This is a genomic window from Streptomyces sp. NBC_01217 (genome assembly GCF_035994185.1).
Taxonomy (GTDB): domain Bacteria; phylum Actinomycetota; class Actinomycetes; order Streptomycetales; family Streptomycetaceae; genus Streptomyces.
The window spans coordinates 7,023,784-7,045,407 of the sequence record NZ_CP108538.1 but is presented as its reverse complement, the minus strand read 5'-3'; the positions used below and the strand labels follow the sequence as shown (position 1 = coordinate 7,045,407).

Here is a 21,624-nt window from a genome sequence, read left to right as displayed (position 1 = left end):
ACGGCGTTCAGTTCCGGGGCCGCATCCGGCGCAGTGCCGGCCGTGCCCGGGGCACGTCGTCAAGACGGTCCACGAGGGCGGCCACACTGGGTGCGTCGAAGACCGTGCTCACCGCAACCTCCACTCCGAACGCGGCTCGGATACGGCTGACCAGACGTGTCACGAGCAGCGAGTGACCGCCCAGGTCGAAGAAGCTGTCGTCGATCCCCACCTCGCCGAGGCCGAGGATCTCCCCGTACATCCGGCACAGCGCGGCCTCCCTCGGCGTACGTGCTGTGCGGCTGCCCGCGCTCCGGCCGAAGTCCGGGGCGGGCAGTGCGCGGCGGTCGGTCTTGCCGTTGGGTGTCAGCGGGAGGCTCTCCAGGACGACGACGGCCGACGGCACCATGAATGCGGGGAGGGCGGCCGCGCAGTGCTTCAGGACCGACTCTCCGAGGCCGCTGCGGTCGGGCGCCGCGAAAGGGACGTTGACGTAGGAGTCGAGGCCCGAACCGGGTCCGGGCACTGCGGGCAGGGGCGGATCACCGGTTACGCCGTCTCCGGGAGGGGCGATCACCACGTCGAAGCATTCGGGCCCCGACTCCTCGGACCAGCGCAGTGCCACCCGGTGGCCCAACCCCTCGGCAAACCGCGCCAGTTCCTCCGGGTCCACCGCGTCGGGCCGTGTGATGCCGAGCGTGCGGAGGTCCTCGGAGAGCCGCGCGTTGGGAATTCCCAGCACGCGCAGGCCCGTGGAGCGGTCGGCCCGCAGCCGTTCCCGGATCTCGTGCAGTGCGTGGACGTCCTTGCCCCACCTGACCCCGGGTACGGGGGTGGCCGCACCCCGGATGGGGGATGTCCGCAGGATCACGTCGTAGCGGTAACGGCTCAGCTCGTTGTGGTAGCCGCCGCGCTTCAGTCGTACGTCGCAGGAGGAGAAGAGTCCGCAGGAGGCGGCCAGTGCGCCGAAGAAGTCCGGGGCCACCAGCAGTTCCTGCTCTCGTGCCAGGCTCCGCCGCACGGCCTGCTCATGTGCGGGGCTCCCTGGCTCCGCTCCCGTCCTGCGGGCGGCGGTCGCCGCGTGGAAGCACCTCAGCAGCCTCAGGTTGCGCACATCGCCCACGAAGAGGGATCCACCGGGGGCGAGCGCCGTGGCCGCCTGCTTCAGTACCCGCGTGAGGTAGTCGCCGCTGGGGAAGTACTGCGTCACCGAGTTGAGCACCACGACGTCGAAGAATCCCCTGGGAATGCCGGTGGCATCGTCGGCCGCCTGACAGCGCAGGACGGTCCGGCCGTCCAGCTCCGGGCGCTGCGCCACCTCGCGGTGGAGCCTCCCGATCACGTCCCGGGAGAGGTCGAACCCCCAGTAGGTGTCGGTGGACGGTGCGATCCTGGACAGCAACAGACCGCTCCCGACGCCGAGTTCGAGCACCCTCGCGGGCCGGAGCGCGATGATGTCGCGGACCGTGGCATCCCGCCACTGCCGCATCTCCTGCGGGGCGATCACTCCCCCGTCGTAGCTGCTGTGCCACCCGGTGAAGTCCTCGCCGAAGTCGGCAGCCGGGCCGCCGGAGTGCACGGAGTCGTGGATCCTCCCCCACTCGGCCACGCGCTCGCTGTCGGTGGGCGGGGCCGAGTCCGTGGCCGGGGCCTTCGGGACGACGTAGGAGATGATTCTCCGGTCAAAGTCGCGGTCTCCGTCGACCTTCACGGCGACACCGGACACCTCCGGGTGGGCGGCGATCAGTTCCTCGATCTCCGTCAGTTCGATCCGGTGGCCGCGCACCTTCACCTGGTGATCGACGCGCCCCGCGAACTCCAGCTCTCCGCCGGTGTTCCAGCGGGCCAGGTCGCCGGTGCGGTACATCCTCGTGCCCGGGGCGCCGTAGGGGTCGGCGACGAACCGTTCCGCTGTCGTCCCGGGCCTCTTCAGGTACCCCTGGGCCAGACCGGCCCCGGCGATGTACAGCTCGCCCACGACCCCCGTCGGGGCGGGGCGCAGCCGCTCGTCGAGAACGTACAGACGGGTGTTGCGGATCGGGCGGCCGATCGGCGGTGTTCTGCCGTCGGCGGTCAGTGGGCCGCTCATGCTCGCGCAGACGGTGGTCTCCGTCGGGCCGTAGGCGTTGATCAGGGTCCGGCCGGGCTGCCGGCGCCGGACCTGTTCCGCGCCGAGCGCCTCACCGGCGACGACGAGTGTGTGGACGCCGGTCAGGGTGTCGGGCGGCAGGGCGCCGAGCACCGAGGGCGGGAGGGTGAGATGGGTGACGCCGTGCCGGGCGATCACACTGCGCAGGTCCGGGCCGGGCAGCAGTCTGCGGGCAGGTGCCATGACGAGCGCGGCCCCGGCGGACAGCGCCATGGCCACCTCCCAGAAGAACGCGTCGAAGCCGGGCGAGGCGAACTGCAGGACGTGGCTGGTGCGCACGACACCCAGGGTCCTGGCCTGGTGCTCGGCAAGGTTGGCGAGGCCCGCGTGGGTGACCACGACGCCCTTGGGACGCCCGGTGGATCCCGATGTGTAGATCACATACGCGGGACTCTCCCGGTGGAGGACCGCCCGCGGGCCGCCGTGCGGGCGCTGCGGTGGCCGGTGGTCGCGCATCGCCGCGCGTGCCTCCGGCCCGTCCAGTTCGACCCGGACGAGTCCGTCCGTGGCGCCGATGCCCGGCGCCGTGCCGCGCGTCGTCAGCAGCAGGGCCGGTCCGGCGTCGTCCAGCACCTGCGCGATGCGCTCCGCGGGATACTCCGGGTCCACCGGCAGATAGGCGGCGCCCGTCTTCATGACCGCGAGCACGGCTACGATCAGCTCCACGGACCTGGTCAGCGCCGAGGCGACGACCGCGCCGGGGCCGACGCCGCGCGCGAGCAGATGGGCGGCCAGCCGGTTCGCCCGGGTGTCGAGCTCCGCGTACGAGACCCGCTCCTGCTCGAAGAGCACCGCTGTGGAGTCCGGGGCGGACCCGGCCTGCTCCTCGAACCGTTCGAGGAGCGAGCGGACCGGCGTCGTGTCGGTGGTGGTGTTCCACTCGTCCAGGAGGCGTTGCCGCTCGCCTTCGGTGAGCAGGTCGTAGGACCCGATGGGCCGGTCAGGGTCGGTGACGGCCGTTTCCAGCACCTGTACGAGTCGTGCCGAGATCCCTTCCGCCGTACGGGCGGTGAACAGGTCGGCCGAGTATTCGAGGAATCCGCTCAGGCCGCCCGGTGACGCGTCCCCGGTCCTCGATTCGCCGACTGACAGAGCGAGATCGAACTTCGCGGTGCCCGGGGTCACGGACTGCGTCTGCATCTCCACATCCCCGAAGTCCCACACCGCCTCGTCCGTGTTCTGGAAGGCGAGCAGCACCTGGAAGAGCGGCCGGCCCCCTTGCGTGCGTGCCGGGTTCAGCGCCTCGACGAGCCGGTCGAAGGGCAGATCCTGATGCTCTGAGGCGGCGAGGCCTGTCTCTCTTACCCGGGACAGCAGTTCACGGAAGCCGGGGTCGCCGGACGTATCCGTCCGCAGAACCAGTGTGTTGACGAAGAAGCCGACCAGGTCCTCCAGCAGGGGATCGTCCCGCCCGGCGGTCACGGTCCCGATGGGGATGTCCGAACCGGCCCCCAGCCGCGTCAGCAGGACGGCGAGCGCCGCCTGCATCACCATGAACAGCGAGCACCGCTGCTCCCGTGCCAGTGCGGCCAGCGCGCCGTGCAGATCCGCGTCGCACGCGAAGGGTACGGACCCTCCCGGCCGGGTCTTCGCGACCGCGCGGGGACCGTCGACGGGCAACGGAATGATTTCCGGAAGTCCTTTCAATTCGGATTTCCAGTAATCAAGTTGACTGGCCATCAGACTGTCCGGGTCCTCGTCGCTGCCCAGCAGTACGCTCTGCCACAGTGTGTAGTCGGCGTACTGGACGGGGAGTTGTGACCACGCGGGCGGTGCGCCCGTGCGCCGTGCCCGGTAGGCCACCGCCAGATCCCGCGCGAGCGGGCGCAGGGACCATCCGTCGCTCGCGATGTGGTGCATGACCAGCAGCAGTACGTACACCTGCTGGTCGAGCACGAACAGAACCGCGCGCAGGGGCGGTTCGGTGGTCAGGTCGAAGGGGGTACGGACGGCCTCGCGCAGCGCCCCGGCCAGTGCGTCCCCGGACACCTCGCGTACGTCGAAGCGGGGTGCGTGTGTGCGGGGGCCCAGGATGTGCTGGCGGGGTTCGCCCCCGTGTCCGGGGAACACCGTCCGAAGGGGCTCATGGCGGGCGACGACGTCTCCCGTGGCCGCCTCCAGCGCCGCCGCGTCCAGAGTGCCGGAGAAACGGAAGGCCACATGCTCGTTGTAGGTCGGGTTGGGTCCTTCCAGCTGGTCCAGGAACCACAGGCGCCGCTGGGCCGGGGAGAGCGGCAGCGGGTCGGGGCGCGGCACGGGCCGCAGCTCGGGGCGCCGGGCCGGACCCGTAATGAGACGGTCGGCGCGCGCGTCCGGCCCCGTACCGAGACGGTCTGCGAGCGCGGCCGGAGTCGGCGCCTCGAACACATCACGGACCGTCAGTTCCGCCAGCTTCTCAGCGCGGGCCCGGCCAACCAGGCGCATCGCCAGGAGCGAGTTGCCGCCCGCGTCGAAGAAGTGCGTATCGGCATCGGCGTGTTGGGCGCCGAGCACCTCTGCGAACAGCCGGCACAGCAGTGTCTCCCGGAGGGAAGCGGGTGCGCGCCCGCGCGTGGCACTCGCGTACTCGGGTGCGGGCAGGGCCGACAGGTCCGTCTTCCCGTTCGCCGTCACGGGAAATCCATCGAGCACCAGGACGGCCGCGGGCACCATGGAGGACGGCAGCCACGCGGCACAGTGCGCACGGAGTGACGCGGGAAGCGCGGCCCGCCCGGCGCGCTCGCCCGTGGTGACGTACGCGACGAGCCTTCGGTCACCGGGGCGGTCCTCGCGTGCCACGACCACGGCTCTTCCCACCTCGGGGTGCCGGGCCAGCACCTCCTCGATCTCGCCGGGTTCGATCCGCTGACCGCGCAGTTTCACCTGCCGGTCCGACCGTCCGAGGTACTCCAGCAGCCCTCCGGCCAGCCGCCGGACGCAGTCGCCCGTCCGGTACATGCGGCTTCCGGGCGGTCCCAGCGGGTCGGCGAGAAACCGTTCGGCGGTGGCGCCCGGGCGTCCCGCATAGCCCGAGGCCACCCCCTCGCCCGCGAGATGGAGTTCCCCCACCTGCCCCTCGGCCACCGGCTCCAGCGCCGCGTCGAGCACATGGGCGCGCACTCCGGGCAGTGCCGAGCCGATGTGGGGCACGGGTCCGGCGATGCGAGCCGCGGTGGCGTCCACCGTGCACTCGGTGGGTCCGTACACATTGACCGCGCTCAGCAGGCCGCGTCCGGTCAGTTCCACCAGGTCCGTCCACATCGGGGCGGGCACGGGCTCACCGCCGAGGAACAGCCGCAGCGCGGTGTTCCCGAAACCGCCCTCGATCAGATGCGGACGCAGCACTTCCCAGTGCGAAGGTGTCGCGTCCAGGTCGGTGGCCCGTTGCTCGCGCAGAAAACCGGCGAACAGCTCAGGGTCGTCGCGCAGTTCGTCCGTGGGGAGGATCAGGGTGTCTCCCCGGCAGACTCTGATCCACTGCTGGACGGACGCGTCGAATCCGGGGGCGGCGTTCCACACCACACGCGAGGGCTCCTCGGGGAAGAGCCCGCTGCGCTCCAGGGCCCGCAGGAGATGCGCGACGTTGTTACGGGTGACCACCACCCCCTTGGGACGCCCCGTGGTGCCCGAGGTGTGCATGATGTACGCCGGTGATGCACCCGTGAAGGAGGGCTCCGGCGCCTCCGGTCCGGGGCCGTCAGGGCGGAGCCCGGGGCCGGTGTCCAGGTCGAGGCGTCCGAGGTCCCTGGGCAGAGGGGTGTCCAGCCGGCCGGAGGTGATCACCCAGCATGCCCCGGCGTCCTTGCTCAGGAACTCCAGCCGCCCGGCGGGCTGGGCCGGATCGAGGGGGACGTACGCCGCCCCGGTGCGCCACACGGCGAGCATCGCGGCGACCAGGTCCGCGCAGCGCGGGAGGCAGACCGCCACGGCCGCGCCGGGTGTCACGGCCCGCTCGCGCAGGGCCGCGGCGATCCGCTCCACCCGGTCGTCCAGCTCACGGTAGGTGAGGTCGCCCGAGGGCGTGGAGACGGCGGTGCGTCCCGGATGCCTGAGCGCCGCCTCCCGGAAACGCCCAAGGACATCGCTTGCGCCACTGTCCACGATCAGCTCCTCGGGCTGGACGGCCGGATGGTCTCGTCGCGGTGGCCGCGCCTGGGAGCCGACCGCTGAACTGTTGCTTGTGGTGCTGTCGGCGTCCTACTGCTGCGAACGCCGCCGCAGGCTCGCCGGCCGCATGTCGGTCCAGGTGCGCTCGACGTACTGAAGGCACTCGGCCCGGCTGCCCGGCCCGTGCCCGACGGCCCAGCCTCCGGGCACGGTGACCTCGCGCGGCCACAACGAGTACTGCTCCTCGTCGTTGACGAGTACCAGGTACTGCCGTGTCTCGTCCTCGAACGGATTCGTCATGCCCATCGGCCCGCTCCCGTCCTCACAGGCAGGCGGCGGTGATGGGTGTTCGGTCGGTTCATGTCGGATTCCCGTCGGCTCTTGGCGATGAGAAGGGCGCGCGCCGGGAAGGGGGCGCGGGCTGCCCGTGGGCGAACCGGCAGGCGGTTCGCCCACGGGCCGGGGAGACCTACCGCGGTTGCGGTGACCGATCGGCGGCTACTTGGTGGCGATGATGATGCCGTGCGGCGTCCAGCCCGGAACGTCGATCCGCTCGAACTCGCCGAAGCCGGCCTTCTGCAGGCACTCCTCGTGCTGCTTCCAGGAGTAGATCATTCCGCCCTCGGCCGGTATCGCGGCGAAGTACACGCTGTCCAGCGCCGCCACGACCGGGCCGTCGCCCTCGTCGTTGGACATCGAGTTGAAGATGACGAGCTTGCCGCCTTCGGGCAGCGCCTCGTACGCCTTCGCCAGCAGGCGGGTGTTCTCCTCCAGGGTCCAGATCACCAGCTGGTGGGCGAAGAGGATCACATCGTGTCCGCCCGGGAACGGATCGGCGAACATGTCGCCCGCGATGACGTCGACCCGCTCCGCCAGGCCCGCTTCGGCGATCTTCTTCTGGGTGATGACCGAGGACTCGGGGATCTCGAACACGGTGGCCCGCAGGTGGCTGTTGGCCGCGGCCAGGGCGATCGAGTTCACCGCGTCACCGCCGCCGCAGTCCAGCAGCGCCCGCGCGTCACCGAGGTCCAGCGCGTCGACGAGGTGGCGGTTGGCCAGCTCCGACCACGAGCGCATGTAGCGGTAGAACACGGCCTCCATGTGCGGGTTCTCGCTCAGCCGGTGGTAGAGGTCCCGGCCGGTGCCGCGCACCCGGCGCAGGCCGACGTTGGTGTTGGTCCGCAGGGACTCGGTGAAGTCCAGCTGGCCCTCGTAGACGACGTACTGCTCGAAACCGACCGTGTCCTTGAAGCGCTGCCAGTCCTCGGTGGCGGTCAGCTCCTTCAGTACGTCGGCCAGCCGGTAACGGTCGTTCTCCTTGACCGTGAGGCCCATGGCGGTGGTGCCGAGGAGCAGGATGTCGATGGCCCGTTCCTGGAGCGAGAGCCGCTCGGCGAGTTCCTCCTTGGTGACGCCGGGAGTTTTGACGAGCTCGTCGAGGAGTTCGGTCTCCACGGCGGCGTTGAGGTACTGGAACGCGGCGTGGCCGAAGAGGATCCACGCCAGACCGTCCATGTCCAGCGGCTGCCGGGCGGTCGGCGGGAGGCTCGTCTGCGCGGTGGTCGTCATGGAATGCTCCTATGGGGTAGTTGTGTTGTGCGGTGCGGGCAGATCCGTTTCCCCGGCCGGGCCGTCGAGCAGTCGCTGCACTTCGGCGTCGTCCAGCAGGTCGAGTTCGGCGGTCACCGCCGCCTCCACCAGAGCCGCGGCGGACCGCGGTGTCGGTGCCTCGAAGATCAGAGCGGTCGGCAGGTCGACGTCGAAGGCCTCACGCATCCGTTCGACGACCCGCATGGCCAGCAGTGAATGGCCGCCCTGGTGGAAGAAGTTGTCATCGGCACCCACGCGGTCGAGTTCCAGGGCCTCGCCCCAGATCTCCGCCACGGCCCGCTCGGTGTCCGAGGCGGGTTCGGTGTACGTCGCCCGAAGCCCGGCGCGTCCTGCCGTGGGGGCCGGCTCCGGGCGCGGCCGCGTCCACTCGGGCGCGAAGTCCGCGGCGAGATCCGTCAGCGGCAGATCCGCGTCGGCGGCGATGCGTTCCAGGACGTGCTGGAAGGCGTCGGTGAAGTGCTCCGCCGATGCGTGGTCGAAGACGTCCTGGTCGTAGGTGAGTTCCCCCGTCAGCTCGTGCGAATGCAGCCTGAGGGAGAGGGCCAGGTCGTACTTGGCGGTGCGGATCTCCGGATACAGGGCCCGCGCGTGCAGCCCCGCCATCCGCCCGGCCTCGTCGTCCGTGTGGTCGAAGTCGAACAGCACCTGGAAGAACGGGGGCTGGGACTCCTGCCTCGGCGGGGCCAGTTTCCGTACCAGTTCGTCCAGCGGGATCTCCTGGTGGGCGTAGGCCTGGAGCATGCGGTCGCGGACCCTGCCCACCACGGTGCGGAAGGAGGGTCGCCCGGAGAGGTCGCCCCGGATCACCAGCATGTTGAGCAGGAATCCCACCAGGTCCTCGGTCTCGGGCCGGACCCGGACGGCCGCCGTGGTGCCGACGGTGACCTCTTCCTGGCCCGCGGCCGCACCGTGCAGGACGACCTGCCAGGCGGCGAGCAGGACCATCGCGGGTGTTGCCCGCTCCTGGCCGGCCAGCCGTGTCAGCCCGTCGACCGCCCCGGAGGGGATGCGGAGTTCCACGGAGGCACCGGCGCCGCTGCGCTGCGCGGGGCGCGGCCGGTCCAGCGGCAACCGCAGGCTCTCCAGTCCCGCGAGCGCCTCCCGCCAGTACGCGAGTTCGGTGTTCAGCGAACCGTCCTCTATACGGCCCCGCTGCCAGGCCATGTGGTCGAGCAGCTGCACCGGGAGCGGCGGGAGCGCGGCCGCTTCCGCTCCGGTCCGCTCCGTGTAGCAGGCCGCCAGATCGCGCAGCAGCACTCGACAGGACCAGGCGTCCGAAATGATGTGATGCATCGTCATACAGAGGATGTGGTGTTCGGGTCCGGTCCGGACCAGGTCGGCCCGCAGCAGTGGCCCGGCGGCCAGGTCGAAGGGCCTGGCGATCAGCTCGCGCACCAGTTGCTGCGCCGCTTCCGGGCTCCGCACGTCGTGCTCGGCGAGTTCGGGCGCCGGGCCGTCGGTGGGAAGAACAGTGGCGGCCGGATGGCCCTCCACTGCCGCGAACCGCATCCGGAACGCCTCGTGCCGTCGCACCACCCGGACGAGCGCCTCGGCCAGGGCGGTCCGGTCCAGCGGGCCTTCCAGGTCGAGGACCAGCGGGACCACCTGTTCGTACGTGCCGGGGCGGAGGCGTTCGAGCAGCCAGAGCCCCTCCTGTGCGGGGGTCAGCGGCTGGGGCCGGGTCCGGTCCGCCGGGGCGATGGTGTCGGCGGCCTTGCCGGTGCCCCCGTCCATGGCCGCGGCCAGGAGCAGTTGCCCCATCGTGGAGGTGAACTCCGCCACGGTCGGCCGCCGCAGCAGGTCCCGCAGCAGGGTGTCTGCGGGGACCTGGGGAAAGGCCTGCCTGATCCGGGCGACGAGCCGCGCGGCGAGCAGGGAGTGCCCGCCCAGGGCGAAGAAGTCGTCGTGCACCCCGATGTTCGCGACGCCCAGCACCTCGGACCAGATCGAGGCGATGCTCTGCTCCACCGGCGTGCGCGGGGCCACGTGGCCCCGCCCGCCGCTGCCGGGCCCCGCACCGATCGCGGCGCGGCGCATGCGGTCGCCGCTGCCCGGTTCGGGCAGTCCCGCCCGGTCCAGTTTGCCGTTCGCGGTGAGCGGCAGCCTCTCCAGCAGCACCACGTCCCGCGGTACGAGGTAGTCCGGCAGCCGCTCGGCGAGATGGGCGTGCAACTCAGCGGCGGTCGCACCGGATCCGGGCACGAGCACCGGATATGCCACCAGGGCCAGGTCGCCGGAGGGCTCCCGCCTGCTGATCACGGCGGCGGCGCTCACCGCGGGGTGGGTGCGCAGCACGGCCGCGATCTCCCCGGGCTCCACCCGGTAGCCGCGGATCTTCACCTGTTCGTCGATCCGGCCCAGGTACTCCAGCAGGCCGTCGGGGCGGAGCCTGACGAGGTCGCCGGTCCGGTAGAGGCGTTCGCCCGGTGTGAACGGGTCGGGTACGAAGCGCTCCGCGGTGGCCCGTGGATTGCGGATGTACCCGCGCGCCAGGCACACGCCGCCGACGTACAGCTCTCCCGGCGTACCGACGGCGAGCGGCGCACCGTCCCGGTCGAGTACGTGCAGCCGGATGTCGGCCATCGGTACGCCGATCGGCACCGTGCCCGCGGCGATCTCCCCGGCCGGGACCTCGTGTGCGGCACAGGCGATGACCGTCTCGGTCGGGCCGTAGTGGTTGACCACCCGTCCGTCCGGGCAGCGTCGGCGCCAGCGCGCCACCAGATCGCTGTCCAGCTTCTCGCCGCCCACGACGGCCAGACGCACCGCGGGCGTGACCCCGGGCGGCAGCTGGCCGTCGATCGCGTCCAGGAGGGAGGGCGTGACCTTGATCAGCCCGTATGGCGCATCGGCGGACTCCAGCGCGGCGCACATCCGCTCCAGCTCCCGGCCTTCGGGGAGCAGGGTCACGCAGCCCCCGGCCACCAGGGGCAGGAGCAGTCCCGTGAGCACGAGGTCGAACGCCAGTGAGGTGGCGACGAGCGCGTCCCTCCGGCCGGGCGGACCGTCCAGGAAGTCGTTGCGTTCGTGGAGGAGGTAGTTGGCCAGTCCTGCGTGGGTGACCGCCACGCCCTTGGGCCTGCCGGTCGACCCGGAGGTGAAGATCACGTAGGCCAGGTTGTCCGGGGCGACGCGCGCGGCGGTGCCGGTCTCCGGGTGTCCGACGGCCTCGGCCTCCAGCACGCTGATGAGGTGCAGGGGGACGTCGAGTCCCGGCAGCGCGTCCTGGTGCGCCTCGGTGGCGAGCACGGCGCTGAGCGGGGCGTCCTCCAGCATGGCGGCGAGCCTGGCCGCCGGCTGGCGCGGGTCGAGCGGTACGTAGGCGGCGTCGGCCTTGAGGACGGCGAGCAGGGCCACGAGGGCCTCCACTCCGCGTTCGACGCACAGCCCGATCAGGGTCTCAGGACCGGCTCCGAGCTCCCGCAGACGGTGTGCCAGGCGGTTGACGCGGGCGTCGAGCGCGGCGTAACTCAGCTCCTCCTCGCCGAACCTGACCGCGGGCCGGTCCGGTGTCCGCCGCGCCCACTGCTCGAAGGCGTGCAGGAAGGTCGTGGGCAGGGCCTCGCGGTCGGACGCGGGCGGCGGCGGGAACAGCAGTTCGCGCTCCCGGTCCCCGAACAGCTCCAGGGTGTTCAACGGCGCGTCGGGCTGCGCCGCGACCTGGCGCAGGACGCCCAGGAACCGGTCCTGGAGCAGCCGCAGGGTGGTTTCGTCCAGGAGGCCGGAGCGGTACTTCCAGACCGCGGCGTAGTCCGGACCGCGGCGTCCCAGGCTCACCGTCAGGTCCAGCGCGGACGTCTCCGCGAACAGCTGCCGGTAGGAGACGGCGAGACCGGGGAACTCCGGCTCCACGAAGTCGGTGTTGTCCAGCTGGAACATCACCTGCACCAGCGGCTGACGGCCGGGCTCCCGGCTCGGCCCGGTCGCCTCGACCACGCGCTCGAAGGGCACCTCGGCGTGCCCGAGGTCGTCCAGGGTGGCTTCCCTGACGCGCCGCAGCAGCGCGCGGAAGGATTCCCCCGGCCGGACCTCGACCCGCATCGGGAGCGTGTTGATGAACACCCCGATCAGGCTCTCCGTCTCCGGCAGGTCGCGGCCGGCCACCGGTGAGCCGATCACCAGGTCCTGCTGCCCGGAGCCGCGCCACAGCGTGACCGCGAAGGCGGCGAGCAGCGCCATGTATCCGGAGGCGCCCTCAGTGGCGCTCGCCTTCTCCAGGTCCGTGACGACGCTGCCCGGGATCGACGCGAAGGAGGTGCCCGACTCCAGGCCGCTGTCCTCGTCGGGTGTGCGGTCGAAGGGCAGGGACACCGCGGCGGGCGCCCCCGACAGCCGTCGGCGCCAGTAGGACAGTCCCCGCTCCAGTCCCGCGCCGGACTGCCTCTGCCGTTGGCCGATGGCGAAGTCCGCGTACTGGATGGCCAGTTCGGGCAGCCGGGCCGGTTCTTTCGTGGCCCTGGCCCGGTACAGCAGCGACAGCTCCCGGTTCAGCACACCCTCCGACCATCCGTCGGCGGCCATGTGATGCATCCGCAGCACCAGATGGTGCTCGCGCTCGGTGCGGCGCAGCAGCGACCAGGAGACGGGCGGTTCCGTGGCCAGGTCGTGCTTGCGGCGGAGCTGCTGCCGGGCGAAGGCCTCCACGGCCTCGGCCTCGGCGGTGGGCGGCAGGTCGAGGACGGGGAGAGCCTCCTCGGCCGGGGGCAGTACCCGCTGCACCAGCCGGTCCCCGTCCGGCGCGACCACCGTACGGAGCACCTCGTGCCTGCGGCCCAGGTCGGTGATGGCCCCGCGCAGCGCCGGTACGTCGAGATCGCCCCGAAGGCCGATGACGAACACCGTGGTCTCCGTCGAGGCCTCGGGGTCCAGCTGCTCGGAGAGCCACATGCGCTCCTGGCCGAAGCTGGCCGGGAGTGTCTCGGGGCGTGTCCTGGCTGCCTGTTTCCCGGCCGCGGCCCGCGCGAGCAGCATGCGCTCGAAGGCGATCCGCTCGGGGGAGGGCCCGGACGTCCGGGTGTCACCCATGCTGTCCGCTCCGTCCCTCGCCACCCTCCGGGGTGGCGGTCGTGGTCTGAATGTGGGCCGCCAGCGCGCGCAGCTGCGGATGCTCGTAGACAGCGGTCACCGGCACCGACAGTCCGAGTTCGCGCTTCAGCCGGGCGACCACCTTGATCGCGAGCAGGGAATGGCCGCCGAGCCGGAAAAAGTTGTCGGTGGCGCTGATCCGGACCGAGCCCAGGATGTCCGACCACACCTGGGCGATCAGCGTCTCGATCTCGCCCCGGGGCCGGTCGCCCGCGGTTTCTTCCGCCTCGGCCGGATCGTCGGCCCTGAGCGGGAGCCGGGCGCGGTCCAGCTTGCCGTTGGCCGTCAGGGGGAAGCGGTCCACCGGTATCAGCTCGGCCGGAACCATGTAGTCCGGGAGGGTCTCCTCGCAGGCGTGCCGCCAGGCCTCGCGGTCGGGGGCCGGGGCACCGGAACGGAGCCTGCAGTAGCCGACCAGGCCGGCGCCGCCGGGCAGGTCGTCCCGCAGCAGGACCACGGCTTCGACGACATCGGGCTGCCGGACGAGCACGGCCGCGATCTCGCCGGGCTCGATGCGGTATCCGCGCAGCTTGACCTGCTGGTCGGCGCGGCCCTCGTACTCCAGCGTGCCGTCCGGTGTCCGGCGGGCCAGGTCGCCGGTGCGGTAGCAGCGCGCGCCCGCGGGGCCGTCGGGATCGGGGCGGAAGCGCTCCGCGGTCAGCGCGGGCTTGCCGCGGTAGCCCCGGGCGACGCCGGTTCCGGACAGCTGGATCTCGCCGGTCTCCCCCACCGCCACGGCACGGTCGTGCGTGTCGGCCAGCCGCAGGCGTACGCCCGGCAGCGGTTCCCCGAGCCGGGGTTGCGTCCCCTCGGTGATCCACCCGGCGGTGGCGTCCACCGTGCATTCGGTGGGGCCGTAGAGGTTGACGGCGGTGGCCGCCCCGCGCACGCCGAGCTCGGTCAGCCGCTTCCACAGCGCGTCGCTGACCGGCTCGCCGCCCACCAGCAGGGACAGGCGCGGCGACGAGTCGTCGTGGGGCCAGTGGTCGAGAAGGGTGTCGAGGTGTGAGGGGGTGATGTCCAGGGCGGTCAGCCGCTGTTCGCTGATCAGCCGTGCCAGGGCGGCCGGATCCGCGCGTGCCTCGTCGGGGACGATGACCAGGGTGTCTCCCCGGCACAGCCTGGTCCACTGCTGTACGGACGCGTCGAAGGAGGGGGAGGCGTTCCAGCCGACCCGCCCGCCGTCGCCCGAGGCGACCCCGGCCTGTTCCAGCGCATGTGTCAGGGCCGTCACCGCGCCCCGCGAGACCTGGACCCCCTTGGGCTCCCCGGTGGACCCGGATGTGTAGATCACGTAGGCCAGTTGGCCGGGGTGCACCGGCGCCTGTCCCGGGGTGCCCGTGTCACCGCGGTCCGCGACGAGGCCGTCCAGCGCCAGGACCGGCAGGTCGTCGTGGTCCGTGGTGGCCGACGCCTCGGCGACCAGGACCAGCGAGGCGCCGGAGTCGTTCAGCAGATGGAGCCGCCGCAGCCGGGGCAGGGCCGGATCGACCGGCACATAGGCGGCGCCCGCCGCGAGCACCCCGAGCAGGGCCACCACCAGGTCCGTTCCGCGGGGCAGGCAGACCGCGACCACCTGCTCCGTTCCCACGCCCCGCTCGGTGAGCGCGCGGGCCACCCGGCCCGCGGCGGTGCGCAGTTCGCCGAAGGTCAGACTGCGGTCGCGGTGGCGCACGGCCTCACGGTCCGCCGGTACGTCGGCGAGGCGGGCGAGGAGATCCACGTACGGCATGGCGCTCACCCGTGGATTCCGACCGCGGAGGGCGACACACTCGGGCTGCAGTCCAGCAGGCGGACCGGTTCGCCCATCGCCACCAGGATCTTCCGGTCGCCCTTGAAGGCGTCCCGGCCGTGCGCGCACAGGATGTTGTCGACCAGCAGCAGGTCGCCCGGCTGCCAGGACTCGCGCACGGTGACCGCCTCGTAGGCCCGGCGCAGCGCCGCGGCCTCGGCCTCGGTGATCTCACCGCCGTCCCCGAAGCGGGTCTCGAAGGGCAGCCCGGCTGCTCCGCCCGCCTCCTGGAGCACCTCACGGACGTCCTCGTCGAGGGACCAGGAGTTCCAGAACGCGGCGTGGTTGAACCACACCCGCTCCCCGGTGGCCGGATGCGCGATGATCGCGGGCCGGCGCTGCGCGGTGCGGAGCCCGTCCTCGACCAGCCAGTTCCAGCCGATGCGGTGGTACTGGCAGTACTCCTCGACCTGGCTCCGGTCGGCGGTGCCGAAGGCCTTCTCCCACGGCATGCCGGCGAACGAGGAGTACGAGCGCTCCAGCATCCAGCCCTGCGCCGCGAAGCGCTCCCGCAGCGGGGCCGGGACCAGCCGGAGCGCCTCGCGCATGTCACCGACGGTCGTCGCGCCCCCTTCCTCGGGGGCCTGGACGCAGAAGAAGACCAGGGTGCCGGGGAAGTCGAGCGTGTAGCTGTTCTCGTTGTGCAGCATGATCGGCTGGGCCGGCGGCAGATCGGTCGAGGAGTAGATGTCGTCCCCGAAGTCGCTGCGCGGTGTCGCCTTCTCCTTGTACGCGGCCCTCTTCTGCAGGAGCACGTCACGCAGCGCGGCGAAGCCGGCCGCGTCCCTGGCGGGCAGACCGCGCAGCATCAGGCAGCCGGAGCGCAGCAGTTGTGCGCGCAGCTCCTCGCGGTGCTCCTGGAGCCAGTCCACGGCATCGGCCACGGTGCCGAGTTCCGGGCAGTGCAGCAGCGGGGGCTTGCCCGCGGCGTAGCCGATCTCCAGTTCCGTGGGCTTCTCGGGGCGGTGGCTCGGCTCGGTCATGGCTTCCTCCGGTCTGCGGGCAGGATGCGGGCGACTGCGGCGAGCACCGTCTCCAGGTCGTCCGAGAAGTAGAAGTGGCCACCGGGAAACATCAGGGTGTCTCCCGGGCCGCTGGTGAGCTGGTGCCACGCCTTGAGTTCGGCGGTCGGCACGACCGGGTCGTCCTCACCGCCGAGAACCGTCAGCGGGCAGCTCAGCGCGGGCATGGGCCCGGCGTAGCGGTAGTCGTCGTCGACGGCGAAGTCGGCGCGCATGACGCGCAGCACCATGCGGCGCATGTCCGGGTCGTCCAGGATCTCGTCCGGCGTGCCGCCGCGGACCTTCAGCTCGGTGACGAGTTCCTCGTCGCTCAGCCCGGCGGGGAGCACCGGCCGGGGATTGGGCATCTGCGCTCCCCGGGCGGCGGAGAGGATCAGTCCGGACAGCGGCCGTCCCTCCCGCTCCCTGCGGAGTGCGAGTTCGAACGCCACCAGGGCTCCCATGCTGTGGCCGAGCACATGGAGGCGGGGTATGTCCCGCACGGCCTCGTGGATGGGGTCCACCAGATCGGGCATCCCCGCCGGGAGGGGCTCCGCGTAGCGGGCGCCGCGTCCCGGGTACTGGCCGATCAGGAGGCCGATGTGCGACGGGAGCAGGGGTTCCCACTCCAGGTAGGCGTGTGCGCTGCCGCCGGCGTGGCTGAGCAGCAGCAGGCGCGGGGCCTTTGCCGGGAGGTCCGGGCGGATGTCCCAGACGATGTCCTCCTGTGTCATCCGAGTCCCTCCCCGGACGCCGCGGCGGGCTCCAGCGCGACCACGGCCTCCTCGAATCCGGCGATGTGGTTGGACCGCACCCTGCGCACCGGTCCCGCCATCTGGACACCGGCCACCCGTCGGGTCAACTCCTCGTACAGGACACGGAGTTCGTTCATCGCCAGGGCGCCCCCGAGGCAGTAGTGGGCGCCGTGTCCGAAGGTGAGATGGCGGTTGGGCTTGCGGTCGATCCGGAAGACATCCGGCTCGTCGAAGACCGATTCGTCCCGGTTCGCCGACAGCCCCCACACGACGACCGACTGCCCTGCCAGGATCTTCCGTCCGGCCAGCTCGGTGTCGCGGGTGGCGGTACGCAGGGTGTGTGCGCCCGGCGAGGTCCAGCGCAGGATCTCGTCGACCGCCGTGGGCAGGAGTTCGGGCCGGGCACGCAGGGAATGCCACTGGTCGGGGTCGGCGGCGAGGGCCAGCAGACCGCCGACAGCGGCGTGCCTGGTGGTCTCGTTGCCGCCGGAGATCAGGCCGTCGCAGTTGAGGAAGATCTCCTCGTCGCTGAGCGGTTTCCCGTCGACCTCGCCCTGGACCAGGGCGGTGACCACGTCCTCGCGGGGATCGCGCCGGCGCTGCTGGACCAGCTCGGAGTAGTACAGCAGGATCTCGGCGTGCGCCTCTACGGCGGCCACCGCGGGGGCGCCCTGCTCGTCGACCGCGCCGAAGGCCACGGTGGTGCGGTCCAGCATGAAGTCCCAGTCCTTGCGCGGGACCCCGAGCAGATCGCAGATGACCGAGACCGGCAGCCTGGAGGCGACCTGGACGAAGTCGCACGTCCCGTCCTCCAGTGCCTGGTCCAGGCTCGCGGTGACGGTCTGCCGCATGTTCTGTTCCAGCCGGTGCACCGTGCGCGCGGTGAACACCGAACTGATGATGCGCCGGATGGCGCCGTGCCGCGGCGGGTCCGTGACGATGAGCATCTTGCGGGAGGCGGCCTCCGCCGCCCGGAGGTCCCCGCCCAGGCGCATGCCGCGCTCCGAGGAGAACGTCTTGCTGTCGCGCAGCACCCGCACAGCCTCGGCATGGGTGCTGACGGACCAGTAGGCCACACCGTTCGGCCGGACGTTCCACCGCACCGGGTCGTTGCGGCGCATCCAGCGCCACACCGGAAGCAGATCGCCCTCGCTGTGCAGCTGGGGGTCCGCGACATCCACGGAGGTGGGGTCAACGAGGTCGGACGTGGTCATGACTGTTCCTCCTGGGGGCGCTGCGCGGCAGGGCCGTCGCTCAGCAGTTGCGCTACGAAGGGCAGCAGCCCCGATTCGGGTTCCAGGTAGAAGAGGTGCCTGCCGGGGAACATCCGCCGCTCCCAGCCCGCGCGGGTGTACTCCCGCCAGTCCTCCAGGTCGGCCTCGACGACACCGTCGTCCTCGGTCCCGCCGCAGAGCGTCAGCGGACAGGCCAGCGGCGGCCCCGGGCGGTACCGGTACTCGTCGCAGACCGCGAAGTCCCCACGCAGGGGCGGCAGCAGCAGCTTCTGGAGATCCGGGTCGTCCAGCACCCAGGGCGGCAGCGTGCCGTTGTCCACGAAGTGGCGGACCACATGGTCGTCGTCGTAGGCGCCGAGGTCCAGATCGCCTCGGTGCCGGTCGGGGGGCCGCGTCGCCGAGACGATCAGCCGCTCCGGCCACAGGCCGTATTCGGTGCCCAGCCGCCGGGCCAGCTCGAATCCCACGATGCCGCCCATGCTGTGCCCGAAGACCGTGTAGGGGAGGTCGAGCCGGGGCAGCAGCGCGGTCAGCGCCCCCGTCACGACCTCGTCCATGGTCCGGAGCACGGGCTCCTCCCAGCGGTTCTGGCGCCCGGGAAGCTGCAGCGCCAGAACCGCGGTGCGCGGGCCGAGCAGCTCCTGCCAGCGGCGGAACTGTCCCGCCCCGCCGCCCGCGTGGTGACAGCACACCAGCAGGTGCTCGGCCGCCTCCGGGGCCGGCCACTCCATCAGCCAGGGTGAACGCAGCGCCGTACTCACCGGGCACCGTCCGGCTGCTCCCGGTCGAGCGCGCACTCCATGATCGCCTCGGTGAGCTCGGACAGCACCCGGTGCTCGAAGAGCATCCGTACCGACACGTCCACGCCGGTCGCCGCCCTGATCCGTGCGATGACCTGTGCCGCGAGCAGGGAGTGCCCGCCCTTCTCGAAGAAGTCGTCGTGGATACCGACCTGTTCGACGCCGAGCACTTCCTGCCAGATGCCCGCGATCATCTCCTCCAGCGGGGTCCGCGGCGCCTCGTACTCCGTAGCGCCGATGCGCGGCCGTTCGGCGGACTCGTCGAGCAGCGCGGTCAGGGCGGCCCGGTCGGCCTTGCCGTTGCTGGTGAACGGCAGGCTCTCCAGGAAGAGGTAACCGGCCGGGGAGAAGTGCTCGGGGAGCCTGCTGCCCAGATGGACGCGCAGCTCCTGTGCGCTCACCGGCGCCTCGCTCGCCTCCCGTACCACGCAGGCCGTCAGCCCGACGACGCCCAGGGAGTCCTCGCGGGCGACGACCGCGCACTCGCGCACGCCGGGGTGGCCGGTGAGTACGGACTCGATCTCGCCGAGCTCGACCCGGAAGCCGCGGATCTTGATCTGGTCGTCGGCCCGTCCGACGAACTCCAGCTCCCCGTCGGCCCGCCTGCGGGCCAGGTCACCGGTCCGGTAGAGCCGGCTGCCGGGTTCACGGGAATGGGGGTCGGGGACGAAGCGCTCCGCGGTGAGCCCGGGCCGTCCGAGATAGCCACGGGCCGTCCCGACGCCGCCCAGGTACAGCTCACCCACGACGTTCGCGGGCACCGGACGCAACTCGGCGTCCAGGACCAGGGCGCTGTATCCGGGGATGGCGGTTCCGATCGGCAGCGACGCCTCGCCGCCGGACGCCCGTACCCGGTGGGCGGTGGCGTAGATCGTCGCCTCGGTGGGGCCGTAGAGGTTGAAGCACCGCGCCTGGCCGGTCCAGTGCTGAACCATCCCTGTGGTGAGCACCTCGCCACCGGCCATCACGACCCGCAGGCTCGGGACGTCCGCCGCCCCGGTCGCGGCGATGGCGGACGGCGGGGCCGTCCAGGCGGTGACCTGGTGCCGGCGCATCAGCGCGGCCAGTGGCGCGCCGGGGACGAGTTCGTCCCGGGTCCCCAGCACGAGGGCGGATCCGGCGCCGACGGCGAGGCCGATCTCGAACATCGAGGCGTCGAAGCTGGGTGAGCAGAACTGCAGCATGACGTCGTCGGGGCCGAGCGGGAGTCCCGCCCGTTGCGCCGCCATGACACCGGCGAGCGAGGCGTGGGTGATCTGGACGCCCTTGGGCCGGCCGGTCGATCCCGAGGTGTAGATGACGTACGCCAGATTCCCCGCCACCGGACCCGGACCTTCCACACCTCCCTCGGCATCGGGCGCCACCACCGGCACACCGCACACCGCACCCAGCCCCTCAGCAACCTCCCCCGCACCCACCACCACAGCCGCACCCGAGTCCGACAGCATGAACTCCAACCGCGCCGACGGATACTCCGGATCCAACGGCACATACGCACCACCCGACTTCAACACCCCCAACACCGCAACCACCCACTCCACCGACCGCGGCAGACACACCCCCACCCGCACCTCAGGACCCACACCAGCCGACCGCAACACACCCGCCAAACGATCAGCCCACGCATCCACCTCACCAAAAGACAACGACCGCCCACCCGACACCACAGCCACCCCATCCGGCCGCTCCCGCGCCCACCCCGCAAACACCTCGTGCAGCAGGGGCGCGTCGGGTACGGCGGCGGGTCCGGGGGCCACCAGTTCCTCGTGCTCGGCGTCGCCGAGCATCCGCAGCTCCGACAGGCGCAGTGCGGGCTCCGCCACGGCCGCTTCCAGCAGGGTCCGGAAGTGCGCCTGCATGCGCTCGATGCTCGCGCCGTCGAAGAGGGCGGCGTCGTACTCCCAGGCGGCGGCGAGCCCGGTCTCGGTCTCCACCAGGGTCAGCGCCAGGTCGACGCCCGGGGCCTGGGTGTCCATCCGCACCACGTCGACGGTGAGTCCGTCGAGGCGGATGGTCCTGAGCGACACCTCCGCCAGATGCAGCACCGCCTGGAAGAAGGGCTGCCTGGCCCGGTCGCGGCCGGGGCGCAGCTCCTCCACGAGCCACTCCAGCGGCACCTCCTGGTGCTCGATCGCCTCCAGGGACACCTCGCGGACCCGGGTGAGCAGCTCCTCGAAGCTGGGGTCGCCGTCCAGGTCGCCGCGTACGACAAGGGTGTTGACGAAGCAGCCGATCAGCTCGTCGAGCCCGGGCTGGGCGCGGTTGGCCACCGGGACGCCCACCATCACGTCGGTCTGCCCGGTGTACCGGTGCAACAGGGTGTCGAAGGCGGCCAGCAGCACCATGAACACGGTGGCGCCCCGCTCGGCCGCGAACGCGCGGATGTCCTCGACCAGGTCGCCCGGCAGTGTGGTGAGCAGCATGGTTCCCCGGGCGACCGTGTCCGGGGTACGGCGGCGGTCGGCGGGGATCTCCACCGTGTCCCCGGCGCCCTTCAGCCGCTGGCGCCACACCTCCATGGACGTCTCCAGCGTCTCGGGTGTGAGGTTCTCCCGCTCCCACATGGAGAAGTCCGGGTACTGGATCTCCAGGTCCTCGCCGAGCGCCGGCTCCCCGCTCTGCAGACGCCGGTAGTTCTCGATCACCTCCTGGTAGAGGACCTGGAGCGACCAGCCGTCGGCGATGAGATGGTGCAGGCCCAGGGCGAGCCGGTGTTCCTGCTCGCCCAGGCGCAGCAACGCGGCCCGGAACAGCGGACCGGCCTCGATGTCGAACGGCCGCTGCCACTCCCGCGACAGCCACTCGTCCGCGGCGGCCGCCGGATCGATGCTGTCGTCGCACATCACGGACCGGAGCTCGACGCCGGACCAGGGCCACACCACCTGGACCGGGGCGCCGTCCTCCGCGGCGAAGGTCGTACGCAGCGCCTCATGGCGCCGGACGACCGCGTTCACCGCCGTCTGCAGCATGCCGGTGTCCAGGGTGCCGCGCAGACGGAGCACCGCCTGGATGTTCCAGGCAGCTCCGCCGCCCTCCATCTGCTCGAGAAACCACAACCGCCGCTGGGCGTAGGACGCCGGTACGACGAAAGTATCCTCAGTGAGCTCCATGCCCACTCCTCCACATCTGGT

General features: G+C 71.7%; 10 protein-coding genes. All 10 read right to left on the bottom strand.

Annotated features, from left to right (window positions below):
* Positions 1-7: 7 nt before the first annotated feature.
* Positions 8-6,208 (bottom strand): non-ribosomal peptide synthetase, encoded by a 6,201-nt coding sequence (locus OG507_RS31390; protein ID WP_327370483.1) that lies wholly within the window; start codon positions 6,206-6,208, stop codon positions 8-10.
* A 96-nt stretch (positions 6,209-6,304) separates the two neighbouring features.
* The gene (locus OG507_RS31385; protein ID WP_327370482.1) at positions 6,305-6,514 is read right to left on the bottom strand and encodes an MbtH family protein; all 210 of its coding nucleotides are present in this window, start codon (positions 6,512-6,514) and stop codon (positions 6,305-6,307) included.
* A gap of 198 nt (positions 6,515-6,712) precedes the next feature.
* Positions 6,713-7,783: a methyltransferase gene (locus OG507_RS31380; RefSeq protein ID WP_327370481.1), complete on the bottom strand. Its 1,071-nt coding sequence runs from the start codon at positions 7,781-7,783 to the stop codon at positions 6,713-6,715.
* 9 nt (positions 7,784-7,792) lie between these two features.
* The gene (locus OG507_RS31375; protein ID WP_327370480.1) at positions 7,793-12,850 is read right to left on the bottom strand and encodes a non-ribosomal peptide synthetase; all 5,058 of its coding nucleotides are present in this window, start codon (positions 12,848-12,850) and stop codon (positions 7,793-7,795) included.
* Positions 12,843-14,642 (bottom strand): non-ribosomal peptide synthetase, encoded by a 1,800-nt coding sequence (locus tag OG507_RS31370; RefSeq protein ID WP_327370479.1) that lies wholly within the window; start codon positions 14,640-14,642, stop codon positions 12,843-12,845. Before OG507_RS31370 ends, OG507_RS31375 begins: the two co-directional genes overlap by 8 nt.
* A gap of 5 nt (positions 14,643-14,647) precedes the next feature.
* Positions 14,648-15,685 carry a TauD/TfdA family dioxygenase gene (locus OG507_RS31365; protein WP_327370478.1) on the bottom strand — a complete coding sequence of 346 codons (1,038 nt, stop codon included), beginning with the start codon at positions 15,683-15,685 and terminating at the stop codon, positions 14,648-14,650.
* Entirely contained in the window at positions 15,682-16,437 is a 756-nt protein-coding gene (locus tag OG507_RS31360) for a thioesterase II family protein (protein ID WP_327370477.1), read from the bottom strand. Before OG507_RS31360 ends, OG507_RS31365 begins: the two co-directional genes overlap by 4 nt.
* Positions 16,434-17,672, bottom strand: coding sequence for a cytochrome P450 (locus OG507_RS31355; protein ID WP_327370476.1), 1,239 nt, complete (start codon positions 17,670-17,672; stop codon positions 16,434-16,436). Before OG507_RS31355 ends, OG507_RS31360 begins: the two co-directional genes overlap by 4 nt.
* The gene (locus OG507_RS31350; protein WP_327370475.1) at positions 17,669-18,454 is read right to left on the bottom strand and encodes a thioesterase II family protein; all 786 of its coding nucleotides are present in this window, start codon (positions 18,452-18,454) and stop codon (positions 17,669-17,671) included. Before OG507_RS31350 ends, OG507_RS31355 begins: the two co-directional genes overlap by 4 nt.
* Complete coding sequence (locus tag OG507_RS31345; protein ID WP_327370474.1) at positions 18,451-21,603, bottom strand: non-ribosomal peptide synthetase; 3,153 nt, start codon at positions 21,601-21,603, stop codon at positions 18,451-18,453. Before OG507_RS31345 ends, OG507_RS31350 begins: the two co-directional genes overlap by 4 nt.
* Between the last annotated feature and the right edge of the window lie 21 nt (positions 21,604-21,624).

What these genes read in the sequence shown, in the direction of transcription:
- OG507_RS31370 (WP_327370479.1), bottom strand. Translation starts at nt 14,642, where the DNA reads ATGCCGTACGTGGATCTCCTCGCCCGCCTCGCCGACGTACCGGCGGAC.
- OG507_RS31365 (WP_327370478.1), bottom strand. Translation starts at nt 15,685, where the DNA reads ATGACCGAGCCGAGCCACCGCCCCGAGAAGCCCACGGAACTGGAGATC.
- OG507_RS31385 (WP_327370482.1), bottom strand. Translation starts at nt 6,514, where the DNA reads ATGACGAATCCGTTCGAGGACGAGACACGGCAGTACCTGGTACTCGTC.
- OG507_RS31345 (WP_327370474.1), bottom strand. Translation starts at nt 21,603, where the DNA reads ATGGAGCTCACTGAGGATACTTTCGTCGTACCGGCGTCCTACGCCCAG.
- OG507_RS31375 (WP_327370480.1), bottom strand. Translation starts at nt 12,850, where the DNA reads ATGGGTGACACCCGGACGTCCGGGCCCTCCCCCGAGCGGATCGCCTTC.
- OG507_RS31380 (WP_327370481.1), bottom strand. Translation starts at nt 7,783, where the DNA reads ATGACGACCACCGCGCAGACGAGCCTCCCGCCGACCGCCCGGCAGCCG.
- OG507_RS31360 (WP_327370477.1), bottom strand. Translation starts at nt 16,437, where the DNA reads ATGACACAGGAGGACATCGTCTGGGACATCCGCCCGGACCTCCCGGCA.
- OG507_RS31355 (WP_327370476.1), bottom strand. Translation starts at nt 17,672, where the DNA reads ATGACCACGTCCGACCTCGTTGACCCCACCTCCGTGGATGTCGCGGAC.